The organism is Silvania confinis (assembly GCF_025564085.1).
GTDB lineage: Bacteria > Pseudomonadota > Gammaproteobacteria > Enterobacterales > Enterobacteriaceae > Enterobacter > Enterobacter confinis.
In genome coordinates, this window is the sequence record NZ_JAMGZJ010000078.1 from 702,270 (window position 1) to 719,042 (window position 16,773).

Here is a 16,773-nt window from a genome sequence, read left to right on the forward strand (position 1 = left end):
GGTATTAAAGGCGGAAAACGAGTTCAAACGGCACGTCCGAATCGTATCAATGGCGAGATTCGCGCCCAGGAAGTTCGCTTAACAGATCTGGAAGGTGAGCCACTGGGTATTGTGAGTCTGAGAGAAGCTATCGAAAAAGCTGAAGAAGCTGGAGTAGATTTAGTTGAAATCAGCCCTAACGCCGAACCGCCAGTTTGTCGTATCATGGACTACGGCAAGTTCCTTTATGAAAAGAGTAAATCTTCTAAGGAACAGAAGAAGAAGCAAAAAGTTATCCAGGTTAAGGAAATCAAATTCCGTCCTGGTACCGACGATGGCGATTATCAGGTAAAACTCCGCAGCCTGATACGCTTTCTGGAAGAGGGCGATAAGGCCAAGATCACACTGCGTTTCCGCGGTCGTGAGATGGCCCACCAACAGATCGGTATGGAAGTGCTTAATCGCGTCCGTGACGATCTGAGTGAACTGGCAGTAGTCGAATCCTTCCCTACGAAGATCGAAGGCCGTCAGATGATCATGGTGCTCGCACCTAAGAAGAAACAGTAAGGCCTTCAAGTAGCAATTCCTGTGGAGCCTACAGGCTTCACAGGTTTTGTTCGCCTATGTTTCGTTTATTAACAATGCGAAGTGGAAGTTATTAAGATGCCAAAAATTAAGACCGTACGCGGTGCTGCTAAGCGCTTCAAAAAAACCGGTGGTGGTGGATTTAAGCGTAAGCACGCAAACCTGCGTCATATTCTGACCAAAAAATCTACTAAGCGTAAACGTCACCTGCGTCCAAAAGGCCTTGTTTCTAAAGGCGATCTGGGTCTGGTAATCGCGTGCCTTCCGTACGCATAAGTCGTTAACGTTTTTTAACTTTTTAATTAGAATAGATACAGGAGAGCACATATGGCTCGCGTAAAACGTGGTGTAGTTGCCCGCGCACGTCACAAGAAAATTTTGAAACAAGCCAAAGGCTACTACGGTGCGCGTTCACGCGTATACCGCGTTGCCTTCCAGGCAGTTATCAAAGCTGGTCAGTACGCTTACCGTGACCGTCGTCAACGTAAGCGTCAGTTCCGTCAACTGTGGATTGCGCGTATCAACGCAGCAGCACGTCAGAACGGTATTTCTTACAGCAAATTCATCAACGGCCTGAAAAAAGCCTCTGTTGAAATCGACCGTAAGATCCTGGCTGACATCGCAGTATTCGACAAGTTAGCGTTCACCGCGCTGGTCGAAAAAGCGAAAGCAGCTCTGGCATAAGCCAGTTAAAGAGGGAGCTCTGCTCCCTCTTTTCGTTTTAACTGTATCAATAGATTGACAATTTCACGGCGAGCCTTTTCAATAAGGTCTTACGTCCCTTACCGCACAAGGTAACGCAAGCATGAATGCTGCTATTTTCCGCTTCTTCTTTTACTTTAGCACCTGATTTCAGGAGGCTAGCGCGTGAAAGACGAAACGGAAAACAGCGCCAGAAAGCCTCCTGATGGAGGCTTTTTTTGTATCTGCCGCGTGTAAATATCGCTACATAACGAGGAAAACCATGTCACATCTCGCAGAGCTGGTTGCCAGTGCAACGGCTGCCATTAATCAGGCCTCAGATGTTGCCGCGTTAGACAACGTCCGCGTCGAATATCTGGGCAAGAAAGGGCATTTGACCCTGCAAATGACTACCCTGCGTGAGCTGCCGCCAGAAGAGCGTCCAGCCGCAGGTGCGGTAATTAACGAAGCCAAAGAACAGGTTCAGCAAGTACTTAATGAGCGTAAAAATGCGCTGGAAAGCGCCGCGCTGAATGCCCGTCTTGCCGCAGAAACCATCGATGTCTCCCTGCCGGGCCGCCGCATTGAAAACGGCGGTCTGCATCCGGTAACGCGCACCATTGACCGTATTGAAAGCTTCTTTGGTGAACTGGGCTTTACCGTTGCGACGGGGCCGGAAATCGAAGATGACTACCATAACTTTGATGCCCTGAACATTCCTGGCCACCACCCGGCGCGCGCCGACCACGACACCTTCTGGTTTGACGCGACCCGCCTGTTGCGTACCCAGACGTCGGGCGTGCAGATCCGCACCATGAAAGAAAAGCAGCCGCCGATCCGCATCATTGCGCCGGGCCGCGTCTACCGTAACGATTACGACCAGACTCACACCCCAATGTTCCATCAGATGGAAGGCCTGATTGTTGATAAAAACATCAGCTTTACCAATCTGAAAGGCACCCTGCACGACTTCCTGAGCAACTTCTTTGAAGAAGATTTGCAGATCCGTTTCCGTCCGTCCTACTTCCCGTTCACCGAACCGTCTGCAGAAGTTGACGTAATGGGTAAAAACGGCAAGTGGCTGGAAGTGCTGGGCTGCGGCATGGTTCACCCGAACGTGCTGCGCAACGTCGGCATCGACCCGGAAGTGTACTCCGGCTTCGCGTTTGGTATGGGCATGGAGCGTCTGACCATGCTGCGCTATGGCGTGACCGATTTACGCGCTTTCTTCGAAAACGATCTGCGTTTCCTCAAACAGTTTAAATAAGGGCAGGACAGAACAATGAAATTCAGTGAACTGTGGTTACGCGAATGGGTGAACACCGCGCTTGATAGCGAGGCACTCTCTAACCAGATCACCATGGCTGGCCTGGAAGTCGACGGCGTTGATCCTGTTGCCGGCGCCTTCAACGGCGTGGTGGTGGGCGAAGTGGTGGAGTGCGGTCAGCACCCGAACGCAGACAAACTGCGGGTGACCAAAATTAACGTCGGTGGCGAACGCCTGCTGGATATCGTCTGCGGCGCGCCAAACTGCCGCCAGGGCTTGAAAGTGGCCGTAGCCACCGTCGGCGCAGTGCTGCCGGGCGATTTCAAAATCAAAGCGGCAAAACTGCGTGGTGAGCCGTCGGAAGGGATGCTGTGCTCTTTCTCTGAGCTGGGTATTTCCGACGATCATAACGGCATCATTGAGCTGCCGGCTGATGCGCCAATCGGTACCGACATCCGCGAATACCTGAAACTCGATGACAACACCATCGAAATCAGCGTGACGCCGAACCGTGCCGACTGCTTAGGGATTATCGGCGTTGCTCGTGATGTGGCGGTGCTGAACCAGACCGAACTGAACGCACCGGAGATTACCCCGGTTGCCGCTACCATCAACGACACCCTGCCAATCCAGGTTGATGCCGCTGATGCCTGCCCACGCTACCTCGGTCGCGTAGTGAAAGGGATCAACGTTAAAGCCCCTACACCACTGTGGATGAAAGAGAAGCTGCGTCGCTGCGGCATCCGTTCAATCGATGCGGTGGTTGACGTGACCAACTACGTTCTGCTGGAGCTGGGTCAGCCGATGCACGCGTTCGATAAAGATCGAATCGAAGGCGGGATCGTGGTGCGCATGGCGAAAGAGGGCGAAACGCTGGTACTGCTGGACGGTAGCGAAGCGAAGCTGAATGCCGATACGCTGGTGATTGCCGATCACGGCAAAGCGCTGGCGATGGGCGGCATCTTTGGCGGCGACCACTCTGGCGTCAATGATGAAACACAAAACGTGCTGCTGGAGTGTGCATTCTTCAGCCCGCTGTCCATCACCGGTCGCGCGCGCCGTCATGGCCTGCATACCGATGCCTCCCACCGCTACGAGCGCGGCGTGGATCCTGCGCTGCAGCACAACGCGATGGAGCGTGCAACGCGCCTGCTGATCGATATCTGCGGTGGCGAAGCCGGTCCGGTTATTGATGTCACCAGCGTTGAACATCTGCCGAAATGTGCAACCATCACCCTGCGTCGCAGCAAGCTGGACCGCCTGATTGGCCATCACATTGCCGATGCGCAGGTGAGCGATATTCTGCGTCGTCTGGGCTGCGAAGTGACCGACGGTCAGGACCAGTGGACAGCCGTTGCGCCAAGCTGGCGTTTCGATATCTCGATCGAAGAAGATCTGGTCGAAGAAGTGGCCCGCGTATACGGCTACAACAACATCCCTGATGAGCCGGTGCAGGCCGGTCTGGTGATGGGTTCACACCGCGAAGCGGATCTCTCGCTGAAGCGTGTGAAAACCCTGCTTAACGACAAAGGCTTCCAGGAAGTGATCACCTACAGTTTCGTTGATCCGAAAGTGCAGCAACTGATCCACCCAGGCCAGGAAGCGTTGATCCTGCCAAGCCCGATTTCCAGCGAAATGTCCGCAATGCGCCTGTCGCTGCTGACCGGTTTGCTCAGCACTATCGTCTATAACCAGAATCGCCAGCAGAACCGCGTGCGTATCTTCGAGACCGGCCTGCGCTTTGTCCCGGATACTCAGGCCAATCTGGGCATTCGTCAGGACCTGATGCTGGCGGGCGCAATGTGCGGCAACCGCTATGAAGAGCACTGGGATCTGATTAAAAACAGTGTCGATTTTTACGATTTGAAAGGCGACCTCGAGTCTGTTCTCGAACTGACCGGTAAATTGTCTGAAATTGAGTTCCGTGCTGAGGCCATTCCAGCCCTGCATCCGGGGCAAAGTGCGGCGATTTATCTGCACGGTGAACGCGTTGGTTTCATTGGCGTTGTCCACCCTGAACTGGAGCGTAAACTCGACCTGAACGGCCGTACGCTGGCGTTTGAGCTGGAGTGGAACAAGGTCGCAGACCGCGTCATTCCTCAGGCTCAGGAGGTTTCTCGCTTCCCTGCAAACCGTCGTGATATCGCTGTTGTGGTGGCCGAAAACGTGCCTGCCGCAGATGTTTTGGCCGAATGTAAGAAAGTTGGCGTAAATCAGGTAGTTGGCGTAAACTTATTTGACGTGTACCGCGGCAAGGGCGTAGCAGAGGGCTTTAAGAGCCTGGCTATCAGCCTTATCCTTCAGGATACCAGCCGTACACTCGAAGAAGAGGAGATTGCCGCTACCGTCGCCAAATGTGTAGAGGCATTAAAAGAGCGATTCCAGGCATCATTGAGGGATTGAACCTATGGCGCTTACAAAAGCTGAAATGTCCGAATATCTGTTTGATAAGCTTGGGCTTAGCAAACGGGATGCCAAAGAGCTGGTTGAGCTGTTTTTCGAAGAGATCCGTCGCGCTCTGGAAAACGGTGAGCAGGTAAAACTCTCCGGCTTTGGTAACTTTGATTTGCGCGACAAGAATCAACGTCCGGGCCGCAACCCTAAAACGGGTGAGGATATTCCCATTACAGCTCGCCGCGTGGTGACCTTCAGACCCGGCCAGAAGTTAAAAAGCCGTGTCGAAAATGCTTCACCCAAAGCAGAGTGATACTATCTAACTAAAAAGGCCGCTGATGCGGCCTTTTTTCTTTGCGCTCCCGTAAACCCACCGTAAAATCAATTACATCATTCATCCGCAAAATGACTCACATGCCCGAATTTGCCCGCCAGCAATACCGTTCCGACCTGCGTAAGGTGCTATTGCTGCTGGTTGCGCTGGTGCTTGCGCTGGGGTTCAGCCTCTGCGCCGGTGAACAATGGATCGGTCCCGAGGCGTGGTTTGGCCCGCAGGGTAAGCTATTCATCTGGCAAATCCGTTTGCCGCGCACCCTGGCCGTGGTGCTGGTGGGGGCTGCGCTGGCCCTGAGCGGGACAATCATGCAGGCCCTGTTCGATAACCCGCTGGCGGAACCCGGGCTGTTAGGGGTATCGAACGGTGCCGGAGTGGGGCTCATCGCCGCTGTAATGCTGGGCGGCGGCGCACTTTCAGGCTGGGGATTAAGCCTCTGCGCTATCGCCGGGGCACTCTTCATCACGGTTATCCTGCTGCGTTTCGCCCGCCGTCATCTCTCCTCCAGCCGCCTGCTCCTTGCCGGGGTGGCGCTGGGGATCATCTGTAGCGCCCTGATGACCTGGGCGGTCTATTTCTCCACCTCATTCGATCTGCGCCAGCTGATGTACTGGATGATGGGCGGTTTTGGCGGCGTGGACTGGGGGCAGGGCTGGCTGATGCTGCTGCTGGTCCCGGCCATCGTCTGGGCCTGTTTCCAGTCCTCACCGCTCAATATCCTGGTGTTGGGTGAGATATCCGCCCGTCAGCTGGGATTGCCGCTGGCGTTCTGGCGTAATACGCTGGTGATCGCCATCGGCTGGATGGTAGGGGTGAGCGTCGCATTGGCCGGGGCGATTAGTTTTATCGGCCTTATTATCCCCCACATGCTGCGTTTGTGCGGGATCACCGATCATCGGCTGCTGTTACCCGCTGCGGCGGTGACAGGCGGCGCGACGCTGCTGATTGCCGATATTATTGCGCGCCTGGCGCTGACTGCCGCTGAACTGCCAATTGGCGTTGTGACGGCCACGCTGGGCGCGCCTGTGTTTATCTGGCTACTCTTAAAAGCCGGACGTTAGTGCAGCCAATCTGATCTACAACCTGAGGGAAAGCTATGCCGAACGATATTCTGAACACCGAAGTGACGACCATTGATGGAGAAAAAACCACCCTGGAAGGCTATAAAGGCCAGGTTCTGCTGGTGGTGAACGTGGCCTCGAAATGCGGCCTGACGCCGCAGTACGAGCAGCTCGAAAACATCCACAAAGCATGGGAAAAGGACGGTTTTACCGTACTCGGTTTCCCGTGCAACCAGTTTCTCGGCCAGGAGCCAGGTAGCGAAGAGGAGATCAAAACTTTCTGCAGCACCACCTATGGCATCACCTTCCCGATGTTCAGCAAAGTCGAGGTCAATGGCGACGCGCGTCATCCGCTGTATCAAAAATTGATTGCCGCCGCACCGGTAGCCGTCGCCCCTGAAAGCAGCGGTTTTTATGAGCGTCTGGCGAGTAAAGGCCGTGCGCCGCTCTATCCTGATGACATTTTATGGAATTTCGAAAAATTCCTGATTGGCCGTGACGGTGAAGTGGTCCAGCGTTTTGCGCCGGATATGACCCCTGAGGATCCGATCCTGATGGAAGCTATCAAGCTGGCACTCGCGAAATAATGTCGATGCTGATGCAGCTCGATGGGGTAACGGAACCCGGGCGTCTGCAGCCGCTTACCGGCCAGGTCAATGCGGGGGAGATCCTGCACCTCGTCGGGCCGAACGGTGCCGGAAAAAGCACGCTGCTGGCCCGGATGGCGGGGTTAACTGTCGGCGAAGGGGAGGTCGTGTTTCACGGCCAACCGCTGGCGGCCTGGACCTCCGCTTCGCTGGCCTGCCGTCGGGCCTATCTGGCCCAGCAGCAAACCCCGCCGTTCGCCATGCCCGTCTGGCACTATCTGACGCTGCATCAGTACGACAGTCAGCAAAAAGCGCTGTTGAGCGAAGTCGCTGCGGCGCTGGGCGTCGAGGACAAGCTGTCGCGCCACACCAGCCAGCTCTCCGGGGGTGAATGGCAGCGCGTGCGCCTCGCGGCCGTCATTTTGCAGATCCATCCTGGCGGCAACCCGCATGGTCAGCTGTTGTTACTGGATGAGCCGATGAACAGCCTCGATGTCGCCCAACAGGTTGCCCTCGACAGGGTGCTCAGCGCACTGGCGCGTCAGGGGATTGCCATTGTGATGAGCAGCCACGATCTGAACCATACCCTACGCCATGCGCACCGCGTCTGGCTGCTGAAGCGCGGTCAACTGATTGCCAGCGGTGCGCGCGACAGCGTGCTGACGCCGCCGAATCTGGCCCGTGCTTATGATATGTCGTTCCGACGTCTGGATATAGAAGGTCACAGAATGATCATCTCGACGTCCCAGGAATAATCGACAGTTGCGAAGCGGCACAGACACAGGCTAAATTACGGAAATCGATAAAAACCAGGGGTTTCGTCTGAAATGCGATACTGTTTTCTTTTGCTGATCGCGCTATTGCTTGCAGGATGCAGTAGCCACCGTGCCCCACCGCCCAACGCGCGGCTGTCCGATTCTATTGCGGTGATAGCCAGCCTCAACGATCAGTTGCATAACTGGGGCGGGACGCCGTATCGCTACGGGGGTATGAGCCGCCGCGGAGTCGACTGTTCGGGCTTTGTGCTGATGACCTTCCGCGATCGCTTTGCCTTGCAGCTGCCGCGCGAAACCCGTCAGCAGGCGAATATCGGCACTGAAATTAACAAAGACGATCTCCTGCCCGGCGACCTGGTGTTTTTCAAAACCGGATCCGGAGAAAGTGGCCTGCATGTGGGTATTTACGATACCGACAATCAATTTATTCACGCCTCTACCAGTCGGGGCGTAATGCGATCTTCACTCGATAATGTTTACTGGCGTAAAAACTTCTGGCAGGCCAGACGCATCTAACCCTTGTCGCGCCGTTCGGCGCGGCACCTTCCGTTAACAGTTAAATCCGCGCATTCCGGGCTATACTTTCAATGTAATTATTAGCGGATGAATTAATCAGACGCTCTTTTTGGTGGGGGAGGGAAAACTGGCTATTAATAGATATCCAGGATAAGATTATTTTCGGGACTAAGGAAAATCCGATATTCAAATGGAACGAATGAAATCATTCTTATTACACGTCATAACGCTAAATTGCTCTCGCTTAAGTTTCAGGATGTTTTGTATTGTCTTTAATGTGGGGCGGACACCATGATTGTCACGCTGGATAATGCTTATCAATCGGAACTTTTATTCCTCCCTGCGCGCCATGATTCAGGGGTACTTAAAGGTATTGAAATAGTCGTCAACTTTGTCGGTGTCCACTCTCGGGTGCGTATTCCGACGGAACTGGTGCTGGCGTATCTGTCGCCCGTGCAAGAGTTGGCGCTGTTTCACGAAAAGCTGGCCTTACTCGAGACCTGCAAACTGTTTTTTATTCAGCAACAACTTAATGCGTGGATAAATATTTCGCCAGCCATTGTTGAGTATCTAATAATGGATGGGAAGGGTGTTTCAATATGTGAGCGTTACCCGTGGCTGGAGTTTTCGATAAATGAGAATTATCCCGATCTGAATAAAGGCAATATGAATACGGTGCTGATGAACTTCGCGCTGCGCTTTCCGCTGGTGCTCGCCAATTTTGGTGCCGGTGATGCCTCGACCAAAGCCATTTTCAATGGCCTGTTTAATCGGGTGGCGCTGGATAAAAACTTCATCCAGCAGCATTTGACCGATAATACTTTTGATCCCTTTTTACGGGCGATCGTCAGCCAGGTCACACCCTATTGTCAGGCGGTGATGGTGGGCGGCGTAGATGATGCCAGCATCTTGCAGCGCTTATCCCCTTATCAGTTCAGCGCAATGCAGGGAAATCTCTGGCCCCCGGTAACCGTCGACAAAATTACCAGCCTGGTACAGGGATAACCCTTGTAATACCCGGTGTTTAACCCTCGCTAAACCCACTACACTAAAGGCAGGAGGACCTATGACCCTGTCTTTTACCGCACGCTGGCACGATGAACTGCCGGGCTTTTATACCGCACTGAACCCTACGCCATTGAGCAACGCTCGCCTTGTCTGGCATAACGCGTCGCTGGCCGAAGAACTTGCCGTTCCCGCCGCACTGTTTACGCCTGAGCAGGGCGCGGGCGTCTGGGGAGGCGAAACATTACTGCCGGGGATGCAGCCGCTGGCGCAGGTTTATAGCGGGCATCAGTTTGGCGTCTGGGCCGGGCAGCTCGGCGACGGGCGCGGCATCCTGCTCGGTGAGCAGCAACTCGCCAACGGGCAGACCGTCGACTGGCACCTGAAAGGCGCAGGCCTAACGCCTTACTCACGGATGGGTGACGGGCGCGCGGTGCTGCGCTCGACGATCCGTGAAAGCCTGGCCTCGGAAGCGATGCATGCACTCGGGATCCCGACCTCGCGCGCGCTGTCGATTGTCACCAGCGACACAATGGTGGCGCGCGAAACCATGGAGCAGGGCGCGATGCTGATGCGCATTGCGCAAAGCCACGTCCGCTTCGGCCATTTCGAACACTTTTATTATCGCCGCGAGCCGGACAAAGTCCGCCAGCTGGCAGATTTTGTGATTAACCATCACTGGCCGCAGTTCAAAGACGACGCCGATAAATATCTGCTCTGGTTCCGTGACGTGGTCGCGCGTACCGCCTCGTTGATGGCCTGCTGGCAAACTGTCGGCTTTGCCCACGGGGTAATGAACACCGATAACATGTCGATCCTCGGCCTGACCATCGACTACGGCCCTTATGGCTTTCTCGATGACTACCAGCCGGGCTTTATCTGCAACCACTCTGACTATCAGGGTCGTTACAGCTTTGATAATCAGCCTTCTGTTGGCCTGTGGAATCTACAGCGTCTGGCGCAGTCGCTGTCGCCGTTTATCGACGTTGAGGCACTGAACGACGCGCTGGACAGCTATCAGGAAGTGCTGTTGCAGCAGTTCGGCAAGCTGATGCGCCGCAAGCTGGGGCTGATGACGCAGGAGAAGGGCGATAACGACATCCTTAATGCCCTGTTTGCGCTGATGGCGCGGGAAGGCAGCGACTTTACCCGCACCTTCCGCATGCTGGGACAGACCGAGCAGCACAGTGCCGCCTCGCCGTTGCGCGATGAGTTTATCGACCGTCAGGCCTTTGATGACTGGTTTGCCAGTTACCGCGCGCGTCTGGCGCAGGAGAACGTGGCCGATGACGTGCGTCAGGCGCAGATGAATGCGGTCAACCCGGCGATGGTATTGCGCAACTGGCTGGCCCAGCGGGCCATCGATCAGGCTGAAAAAGGCGATTACGCCGAGCTGCACCGCTTACATGAAGCGTTGCGCACGCCGTTTGTCGATCGCGATGATGACTATGTCTGCCGCCCACCCGACTGGGGTAAGCGGCTGGAAGTGAGTTGCTCGAGCTAAGGGGCGAGAAAAACCTGCGGGGTGGCGTTCAGCGGATGCTGGCCAACGTGAACCTGAGCGCCATACCAGCGTGCAAGGTCATCGGCCTGCAGCACCGTTTGTGGCGCCCCCTGCGAGACAATTTGGCCCGCGTGCAGCAGCACGATCCGGTCGGCCCATAATGCGGCAAGATTAAGATCGTGCAGCACCACGCAGACGTGCAAGTTTCCCTGAGCGGTTAACGCTTTCAGCAGGCGCAGCAGATGCTGCTGATGGTAGAGATCCAGCGCCGAGGTCGGCTCATCCAGAAACAGCCAGCCGCGCGGCGTACCGTCGCTCCACAGCTGCGCCAGCGCGCGGGCCAGCTGCACTCGCTGCTGTTCCCCGCCCGACAGCGCCGCGTATTGCCGTCCGGCAAGCGGCAGACAGCCGGTAATGTGCATGACTTCGCGGACAATCTGCGGCTCGGGCTGTTGCGTCCAGGGTGAACGCCCCATCCCGATCACCGCTTCCACCGGCCAGTCAAATCCCAGCTGGGCGTGCTGGCGCATCACCGCACGCTGTCGCGACAGGGCCTGCGTATTCCAGGCATTCAGCGTTTTTCCGCCCAGCCAACAGCGCCCGGCGTCCGGTTTAAGATAGCCGGTCAGCAGGCGCAGCAGGGTGGATTTCCCCGCACCGTTGGGGCCGATCAGCGCCACCAGTTCACCCTGGGCAAGCGAGAGCGATACGTCGCGCAGTACCGCCCGACCGGCCACGTTGTAAGTCAATTCTTCGGCAAGAAAGGGTTCAGCCATGCTGACCTCCACGGCGGAAAATGAGCCACAGGAACCACGGCGCGCCGAGAATGCTGGTCAGCAGGCCGACCGGCATCTCCGCCGGGGCCACCAGCGTGCGCGCGGCGGTGTCGGCAATCAGCAGCAGAAACGCCCCTGCAAGCACCGAGCCGGGGATCACCGCCCGGTGATCCGAGCCCAGCCACATGCGCATCAGGTGCGGCACCACCAGCCCGATAAAACCAATCACCCCGCTGACTGCCACCGCGGCGGCCACCAGCAGAGCGCTGCACAACAGCAAAATGCGCTGGACGATCCGCACATCCACGCCCAGATAGTGCGCCTCTTCCTCGCCAAGCTGCAGCAGGTTCAGCGCCGCCGCCAGCCGCCAGATAATGAACACCGTCGGGATCATCAGCGAGGCGACCGCCAGCAGCGTGGACCACTGGGCCTGGCCGAGGCTGCCCATTCCCCACAGCGAAAGCTGACGCAGTTGGGCATCGTTACTCACCCACGACAGCACGCCAACCGCCGCACCGCACAGGGCATTGATGGCGATCCCCACCAGCAGCAGGCGCGACAACGAGCTATCGCGCTGCTGGCTGAGCAGGAAAATCACCACGGTGGCCGCCAGCGCGCCGAGAAAGGCCGCCAGCATTGGGGCGTACAGCATCAGAAGCGCAGGCAGGGTGATTGGCAGCACCACCCACAGGGCGACGGCGCAGGCCGCGCCGCTGCTGATCCCCAGCAAGCCGGGGTCGGCCAGCGGATTGCGAAACAGCCCCTGCATCACGCAGCCCGCCAGCGCCAGCGACGCGCCTATCACCAGCGCCAGCAGCACGCGCGGCAGGCGAATGGTGAACCAGATCTGGCGCAGCGCCTCGTCACTGCTGTTCCACAGCAGGCTCACAGGCAGACGCAACGCGCCAAAACCGGTGGCCAGCAGGGTCATCAGCGACAGCAATACCGCCAGCCCCCACAGTGAGCAGTGGATACGCCGGGGCATCAGGGCAACTGCTCCGCCCGGGCGCGCAGTTGGCCAATGGCCTCCGGCGTGCGCACGCTAAAGCCGAGCAGCGCCATGTCGTCAATCTGCAGCACCTGTTTATTGCGACCCGCCGGGGTTTGCGCCAGACCTGGCAGCTTCCACAGATTGGCTTCCCCGCCCAGGGCTTTAACCCCGTCCTTAGAAATCAGCACCAGATCCGGCTGGCTGGCGATCACCCCTTCCTGGGACAGCGGCTGATAGCGGGAGAATCCCTGCATCGCATTGTGTAAACCCGCCGCGCGGATCGCCGCATCAGCGCCGGTGTCCTGACCTGCCGCCATCGCGGTCATTCCGCCGTGGTTGAGGATAAACAGCACCCGCTTATTAAGCGACGTTGTGGGCAGGGCGGCCAGCTGTTGACGCAGGCTGCTGCGCAGGGCTTCACCTTCGGTTTCCCGGTGCGTGGCTTGCGCCACGACGCGAACCTTCTCGTCAATCACGCTCAGGGTGTTGCTGGCCGGAACTGTCACCACGTTGACCTGACTCTGGCCGACCTGCTTCAGCGCCAGCGAGGGCTGCGCCTGGGCGCTGGCTAACACCAGCGTCGGGCGCATCGCGAGGATCCCCTCGGCATTCAGCTGGCGCAGGTAGCCCACGTCCGGCAGCGAAACGGCCTGCGCGGGCCACTGGCTGGTGCTGTCACGCGCTACCAGCGACGTTTCCGCCCCCAGCGCGTAGACAATCTCAGTCACGTCGCCCCCCAGGGTGACGATCTTCTGTTGGCTGGCGGCAAAGGCCGCCAGCGGGAGCGCGGCAATCAGAACCAGCAGTTTTCTCATGCGGCCAGCCCTTTTACCGTCAGGGCATCAATCTGCGCCCGCCACTGGTTTTGTTCGGGTTCGCCTTCGGTACGCTGACCGTACAGCTGGGCGATTTGGGTGCCGTCGGCGGCAAACAGCTCGAGGCTGGTCACGTGGCCATCGGCGGTCGGCTTACGCGTTACCCAGGTCTCGGCGATGGTCTCTTCCAGCAGGTGCAGGGTAAATGCCGGGTTGAAGATGTTCAGCCAGCCTTTCATCGGTACCACTTTCTCAATGGTGCCGGTGAAGATCTGCACGCAGCCGCGGTTGCCGACGAAGATCATGATTTCGTTAGCATCCTGACGGGCAGTCGCCAGCAGCTGGGCCAGGGCGCTGTTATCGACCTGACAGGCGAGATCATCACCCACCAGACGGAACGCCTGCTGGCGCGTCAGGCTGTGGCGTTTCAGTAAGCCGAAGAACTGGTGCACGTCGGTCATTGCGCGCCACTCGCTGTCGACCGCTGCGGCGTCTGCATTGGCAACATTCACTGCAGCATCGGCGGCTTTGTGCTCCAGTGGCGCGTTATCAGCGACGGTAAAGCGGGCCAGTACTTCGCCCCAGGCGGACAGGTCGGTATTGTCGGTGGTGTACACCTTCAGCAGCGCATCGCCCTGATGGTCGAAGAACTGAATGCTCTGACGTACGCCACGGGCGCTGGTTTCTCGGATCGTAAACACGCTCGCCCATTGATTGAGGAACAGGCGCAGATCCAGCGCGCGCGGGTTCAGCACCAGCCCGGCGTGGCCGTTAAGGTGTTGATGGGTGAACGTCCCGACCTGCTCATGCACCGCGTATTCGTTGCGGCAGATGCATTTGGTTTCGCCAACGGCTTCCAGTGCGCCGATGATCTCGCGGATCTCGCCGTGCAGGCGCGCGGCATCGTGGCCCACGCGCGCCCAGCTCAGCTCGGCTTCGCTGATGTTCATCAGACCGGCGATATCGCGCGCGTATTTGCCCGGATTCTCTTCTTTCAGCTCAAGCCAGCGTGTGTAGTGATTCATTGTCTCTTCCTTCCAGATAAAAGCCCCGGAAGAACCGGGGCAGGGTAATTACCACTGATAACTGACGAAAATCTTGCCGTTGCGACCGTCCTGCGGGATGCCCTGCGGCGACCAGTACTCTTTGTCGAAGGCATTACCCAGCACCAGGGTGGTGGTGACGCCCTTCAGCGCCTGCTGGCCCTGATAGCTAACGTAGAAATCATTCACCGCGTAGCCAGGCTGTTTGCTGGTGCCGCTGCTCACGTGGGTTGAACGATCGGCGAAGGTGCCGATCCAGCCGACGTTAAAGCCGCTCTGCGCCACCGGGATGTCCAGCTTGCTGGAGACGGTATCCGGGCTGATGCTGGAGATGTACTCCCCGGTGTCGGTATCTTTGCCACGGGTGCGGTTATAGGCCACGTCGAGGCTGAACAGGCTGGCGGAGTATTTCGCCATCACGTCCCAGCCCCAGATTTTGGCGTTCGGTACGTTGTACGACATGGTGGTAGCGGCGGCGAAATCGACGGTGGTGGAGATGTAATCTTTGGCGTTGGTATCAAAGTAGCTGGCTTTGAACTCCAGCGCGTCATTAGCCAGCATCAGATCGTCGAAGCGCAGGCCAAAGCCGTACTCCTGGGTTTCGTTGGTTTCCGGACGCAGATTCGGGTTCGGCACCCAGTAGTTAGTGTAGAAGCGGCCAATCGAGAAGTGTTTGGCGTCGTTGTACATTTCGCCCATTGTCGGCGCGCGGAACGCCTGCGCGTAGGATCCGAACAGCATCAGCCACTCGGCCGGGGTTACGGTGATCCCGGCGCGGGAGGACCATTTATCGGCATCCACATCGTCATAGCCGTCGCTGCTGCCGCTGTAGTTATCGTAGCGGGTGCCGCCGAGCAGGGTGATCGGCAGATCGCGCAGGGTAATCTCATCCTGGATCCAGCCGGAGCTGAAATCGATGTTGGCATCCGGGAAGCCGGTGGTGGCGCCAGCCGGTTCTTGCTCCTGACGGTAATACTCGCCGCCGTAGGTCAGCAGGTGTGAAGCAAAGGAGTCGGCAAACAGGCGGGTGCGGTTTTCGACCTTCGCGCCTTTGGTGGTCTGCTGACGGAATTCGCCGGAGCCATCGACGTTCTGGGCATTAATGCGCGCTTCTGACCAGTAGACTTTCGCATCGGCATTCAGCCAGTCGTTACCTTCCGGGGCGATGTGATAGCCCAGTTGCGCATCGCGCTGAATGGTAGAGCGGTCGGTCATCGGGTTAGAGGCGTCATCCGCGTCAATGGTCTGCGGGTTTTTCGGCTCCTGCGCGGCGTTGTTGTAATAGCGCAGCGAGCCGTTCAGGGACTGGGCGCTGTCCAGCTGCCAGCTACCTTTGGCCAGCATGTTGTTGATCGACTCGTCATTCGGTGCCGTCCCGCCGCCGCCCTGGCGGATATCGCCGCGATCGCGGCTGGACCAGGCGACCAGTCCGTCGAGGGTATCGGTGCGGCCAAAGGCGCTGGCACCCATCCCGAGGCTGTGATCGCCGGTGGCGGCGGTGCTGAACACGCGGAATCCGCTGTCCTGGCCAGGCTGCAGCAGATCTTTGGCATCGGCAGTGTCATAGGCGATCACCCCGCCCATCGCACCGCTGCCGTACAGCAGAGCAGACGGACCGCGCACAATCTCGATGCGTTTGATCAGCGCCGGGTCGAGGAAGGTGCTGTTCAGGTGCCCGGTATCGGTGCCCTGACGAACGCCATCCACCAGCACCAGCACGCCGCGACGATCGTAGCCGCGCAGATTTACATCCTGGCCGTTGGTGCGGCCGGTGCCGTCGAGCGTCAGGCCCGGAACGTGGCGCAGCAGATCGGCGGCGGAGCTGGCGGTTTGATTTTCCGGGGCGGTGGCGTCAATGACGCTCACCATCATCGGCGCTTCAAAGGCGCTGCGGGCGTTGCCGGTGGCGGTAACGGTCATCTCTTCGGAAGCCGCAACAGCGGCACCCGGCAGGGCACTGAGGATCGCCAGCGCCAACAGCGACGGGCGTAAAGACGCGGTATTCAGGTATGGCATTAGCCACTCTCCATTAAAAAAAAGTGAAAAGCGCTGGCTGCCTGGGGATTACCTGGGTGGCTGGCGAGGTGCTTATTTTGTGAGGATCAATTTTCCGGCATGTGTCTGGCGCAGCAGATAGTGCTGACCGTCATGCTCGATAATGACGCGCCCTTCGTTGCCCAACAGCTCTTTGCTGTTGATGCGGCGATCGGTCGCGACGGGTACTGGCTGTGTGGTCTTTTCTGGATGAGGAAGCGTTGCGGCGATGTTATCCATACGTGACATAATGTTTTTCAAAATAATTATCAATGTAACAATGATAATCATTATCAACAAATCGATTTTAACGGCAAGTTTTTTTATGTAAAAACAGTCAAAGGATCAAATTTCGAATAAAAGAGGGGAAAAGCAGCGGGTTAGGTGAGATGCGCCCCGGCAAAAAGTACCGGGGCGGGCGGTCA

General features: G+C 57.5%; 19 protein-coding genes and 1 other annotated feature. Of the genes, 13 read left to right on the top strand and 6 right to left on the bottom strand.

From position 1 onward, the window contains the following. Positions 1–3 precede the first annotated feature (3 nt). From infC to selO, 13 genes are all read left to right on the top strand, one after another. Positions 4–546, top strand: coding sequence for a translation initiation factor IF-3 (gene infC / locus M8013_RS21255; protein WP_106993634.1), 543 nt, complete (start codon positions 4–6; stop codon positions 544–546). 96 nt (positions 547–642) lie between these two features. Further along, complete coding sequence (gene rpmI, locus M8013_RS21260; protein WP_003030583.1) at positions 643–840, top strand: 50S ribosomal protein L35; 198 nt, start codon at positions 643–645, stop codon at positions 838–840. 51 nt (positions 841–891) lie between these two features. Further along, positions 892–1,248, top strand: coding sequence for a 50S ribosomal protein L20 (rplT, locus tag M8013_RS21265; RefSeq protein ID WP_012017122.1), 357 nt, complete (start codon positions 892–894; stop codon positions 1,246–1,248). A 116-nt stretch (positions 1,249–1,364) separates the two neighbouring features. Then, positions 1,365–1,488, top strand: a sequence feature (Phe leader region). Continuing rightward, the gene (gene pheM, locus M8013_RS21270; protein ID WP_001386830.1) at positions 1,370–1,414 is read left to right on the top strand and encodes a pheST operon leader peptide PheM; all 45 of its coding nucleotides are present in this window, start codon (positions 1,370–1,372) and stop codon (positions 1,412–1,414) included. It overlaps the preceding feature by 45 nt. A gap of 40 nt (positions 1,489–1,528) precedes the next feature. Next, positions 1,529–2,512, top strand: coding sequence for a phenylalanine--tRNA ligase subunit alpha (gene pheS, locus M8013_RS21275; RefSeq protein WP_039029074.1), 984 nt, complete (start codon positions 1,529–1,531; stop codon positions 2,510–2,512). A gap of 15 nt (positions 2,513–2,527) precedes the next feature. Then, on the top strand, positions 2,528–4,915 hold the full coding sequence (gene pheT, locus M8013_RS21280) for a phenylalanine--tRNA ligase subunit beta (protein ID WP_271269749.1): 2,388 nt from the start codon (positions 2,528–2,530) through the stop codon (positions 4,913–4,915). A gap of 4 nt (positions 4,916–4,919) precedes the next feature. Further along, the gene (gene ihfA, locus M8013_RS21285; RefSeq protein WP_006820203.1) at positions 4,920–5,219 is read left to right on the top strand and encodes an integration host factor subunit alpha; all 300 of its coding nucleotides are present in this window, start codon (positions 4,920–4,922) and stop codon (positions 5,217–5,219) included. A 101-nt stretch (positions 5,220–5,320) separates the two neighbouring features. After that, positions 5,321–6,301 (top strand): vitamin B12 ABC transporter permease BtuC, encoded by a 981-nt coding sequence (gene btuC / locus M8013_RS21290; RefSeq protein WP_271269750.1) that lies wholly within the window; start codon positions 5,321–5,323, stop codon positions 6,299–6,301. 35 nt (positions 6,302–6,336) lie between these two features. Then, positions 6,337–6,888 carry a glutathione peroxidase gene (locus tag M8013_RS21295; RefSeq protein WP_271269751.1) on the top strand — a complete coding sequence of 184 codons (552 nt, stop codon included), beginning with the start codon at positions 6,337–6,339 and terminating at the stop codon, positions 6,886–6,888. Beyond that, positions 6,888–7,643: a vitamin B12 ABC transporter ATP-binding protein BtuD gene (gene btuD / locus M8013_RS21300; protein WP_271269752.1), complete on the top strand. Its 756-nt coding sequence runs from the start codon at positions 6,888–6,890 to the stop codon at positions 7,641–7,643. The genes M8013_RS21295 and btuD overlap by 1 nt, the downstream gene beginning before the upstream one ends. A 72-nt stretch (positions 7,644–7,715) precedes the next feature. Beyond that, entirely contained in the window at positions 7,716–8,180 is a 465-nt protein-coding gene (locus tag M8013_RS21305; protein ID WP_271269753.1) for an NlpC/P60 family protein, read from the top strand. 291 nt (positions 8,181–8,471) lie between these two features. After that, positions 8,472–9,185: an EAL domain-containing protein gene (locus M8013_RS21310; RefSeq protein ID WP_271269754.1), complete on the top strand. Its 714-nt coding sequence runs from the start codon at positions 8,472–8,474 to the stop codon at positions 9,183–9,185. Between the two features lie 61 nt (positions 9,186–9,246). Beyond that, entirely contained in the window at positions 9,247–10,689 is a 1,443-nt protein-coding gene (selO, locus tag M8013_RS21315) for a protein adenylyltransferase SelO (protein ID WP_271269755.1), read from the top strand. On the opposite strand, the gene M8013_RS21320 is transcribed toward selO, so the two are convergent. From M8013_RS21320 to hemP, 6 genes are all read right to left on the bottom strand, one after another. Beyond that, on the bottom strand, positions 10,686–11,465 hold the full coding sequence (locus M8013_RS21320) for a heme ABC transporter ATP-binding protein (RefSeq protein ID WP_271269756.1): 780 nt from the start codon (positions 11,463–11,465) through the stop codon (positions 10,686–10,688). The genes selO and M8013_RS21320 overlap by 4 nt on opposite strands. Next, positions 11,458–12,450 carry a FecCD family ABC transporter permease gene (locus M8013_RS21325; protein ID WP_271269757.1) on the bottom strand — a complete coding sequence of 331 codons (993 nt, stop codon included), beginning with the start codon at positions 12,448–12,450 and terminating at the stop codon, positions 11,458–11,460. Before M8013_RS21325 ends, M8013_RS21320 begins: the two co-directional genes overlap by 8 nt. After that, a complete protein-coding gene (locus M8013_RS21330; RefSeq protein ID WP_271269758.1) occupies positions 12,450–13,271 on the bottom strand; it encodes a heme/hemin ABC transporter substrate-binding protein in 822 nt (273 codons plus the stop codon). Before M8013_RS21330 ends, M8013_RS21325 begins: the two co-directional genes overlap by 1 nt. Beyond that, positions 13,268–14,296 (bottom strand): hematinate-forming heme oxygenase ChuS, encoded by a 1,029-nt coding sequence (gene chuS, locus M8013_RS21335; protein WP_271269759.1) that lies wholly within the window; start codon positions 14,294–14,296, stop codon positions 13,268–13,270. The genes M8013_RS21330 and chuS overlap by 4 nt, the downstream gene beginning before the upstream one ends. 48 nt (positions 14,297–14,344) lie before the next feature. Beyond that, the gene (locus M8013_RS21340; RefSeq protein ID WP_271269760.1) at positions 14,345–16,330 is read right to left on the bottom strand and encodes a TonB-dependent hemoglobin/transferrin/lactoferrin family receptor; all 1,986 of its coding nucleotides are present in this window, start codon (positions 16,328–16,330) and stop codon (positions 14,345–14,347) included. Positions 16,331–16,402: 72 nt separating this feature from the next. After that, positions 16,403–16,639, bottom strand: coding sequence for a hemin uptake protein HemP (gene hemP / locus M8013_RS21345; RefSeq protein WP_271269761.1), 237 nt, complete (start codon positions 16,637–16,639; stop codon positions 16,403–16,405). Between the last annotated feature and the right edge of the window lie 134 nt (positions 16,640–16,773).

Excerpts from the sequence above, each read along its gene's own strand:
- rpmI (WP_003030583.1), top strand. The coding sequence starts at position 643 with ATGCCAAAAATTAAGACCGTACGCGGTGCTGCTAAGCGCTTCAAAAAA.
- hemP (WP_271269761.1), bottom strand. The coding sequence starts at position 16,639 with ATGATTATCATTGTTACATTGATAATTATTTTGAAAAACATTATGTCA.
- btuD (WP_271269752.1), top strand. The coding sequence starts at position 6,888 with ATGTCGATGCTGATGCAGCTCGATGGGGTAACGGAACCCGGGCGTCTG.
- rplT (WP_012017122.1), top strand. The coding sequence starts at position 892 with ATGGCTCGCGTAAAACGTGGTGTAGTTGCCCGCGCACGTCACAAGAAA.
- btuC (WP_271269750.1), top strand. The coding sequence starts at position 5,321 with ATGCCCGAATTTGCCCGCCAGCAATACCGTTCCGACCTGCGTAAGGTG.
- pheT (WP_271269749.1), top strand. The coding sequence starts at position 2,528 with ATGAAATTCAGTGAACTGTGGTTACGCGAATGGGTGAACACCGCGCTT.
- M8013_RS21320 (WP_271269756.1), bottom strand. The coding sequence starts at position 11,465 with ATGGCTGAACCCTTTCTTGCCGAAGAATTGACTTACAACGTGGCCGGT.
- M8013_RS21310 (WP_271269754.1), top strand. The coding sequence starts at position 8,472 with ATGATTGTCACGCTGGATAATGCTTATCAATCGGAACTTTTATTCCTC.
- M8013_RS21295 (WP_271269751.1), top strand. The coding sequence starts at position 6,337 with ATGCCGAACGATATTCTGAACACCGAAGTGACGACCATTGATGGAGAA.
- M8013_RS21305 (WP_271269753.1), top strand. The coding sequence starts at position 7,716 with ATGCGATACTGTTTTCTTTTGCTGATCGCGCTATTGCTTGCAGGATGC.
- ihfA (WP_006820203.1), top strand. The coding sequence starts at position 4,920 with ATGGCGCTTACAAAAGCTGAAATGTCCGAATATCTGTTTGATAAGCTT.
- M8013_RS21330 (WP_271269758.1), bottom strand. The coding sequence starts at position 13,271 with ATGAGAAAACTGCTGGTTCTGATTGCCGCGCTCCCGCTGGCGGCCTTT.
- M8013_RS21325 (WP_271269757.1), bottom strand. The coding sequence starts at position 12,450 with ATGCCCCGGCGTATCCACTGCTCACTGTGGGGGCTGGCGGTATTGCTG.
- M8013_RS21340 (WP_271269760.1), bottom strand. The coding sequence starts at position 16,330 with ATGCCATACCTGAATACCGCGTCTTTACGCCCGTCGCTGTTGGCGCTG.
- chuS (WP_271269759.1), bottom strand. The coding sequence starts at position 14,296 with ATGAATCACTACACACGCTGGCTTGAGCTGAAAGAAGAGAATCCGGGC.
- pheS (WP_039029074.1), top strand. The coding sequence starts at position 1,529 with ATGTCACATCTCGCAGAGCTGGTTGCCAGTGCAACGGCTGCCATTAAT.
- selO (WP_271269755.1), top strand. The coding sequence starts at position 9,247 with ATGACCCTGTCTTTTACCGCACGCTGGCACGATGAACTGCCGGGCTTT.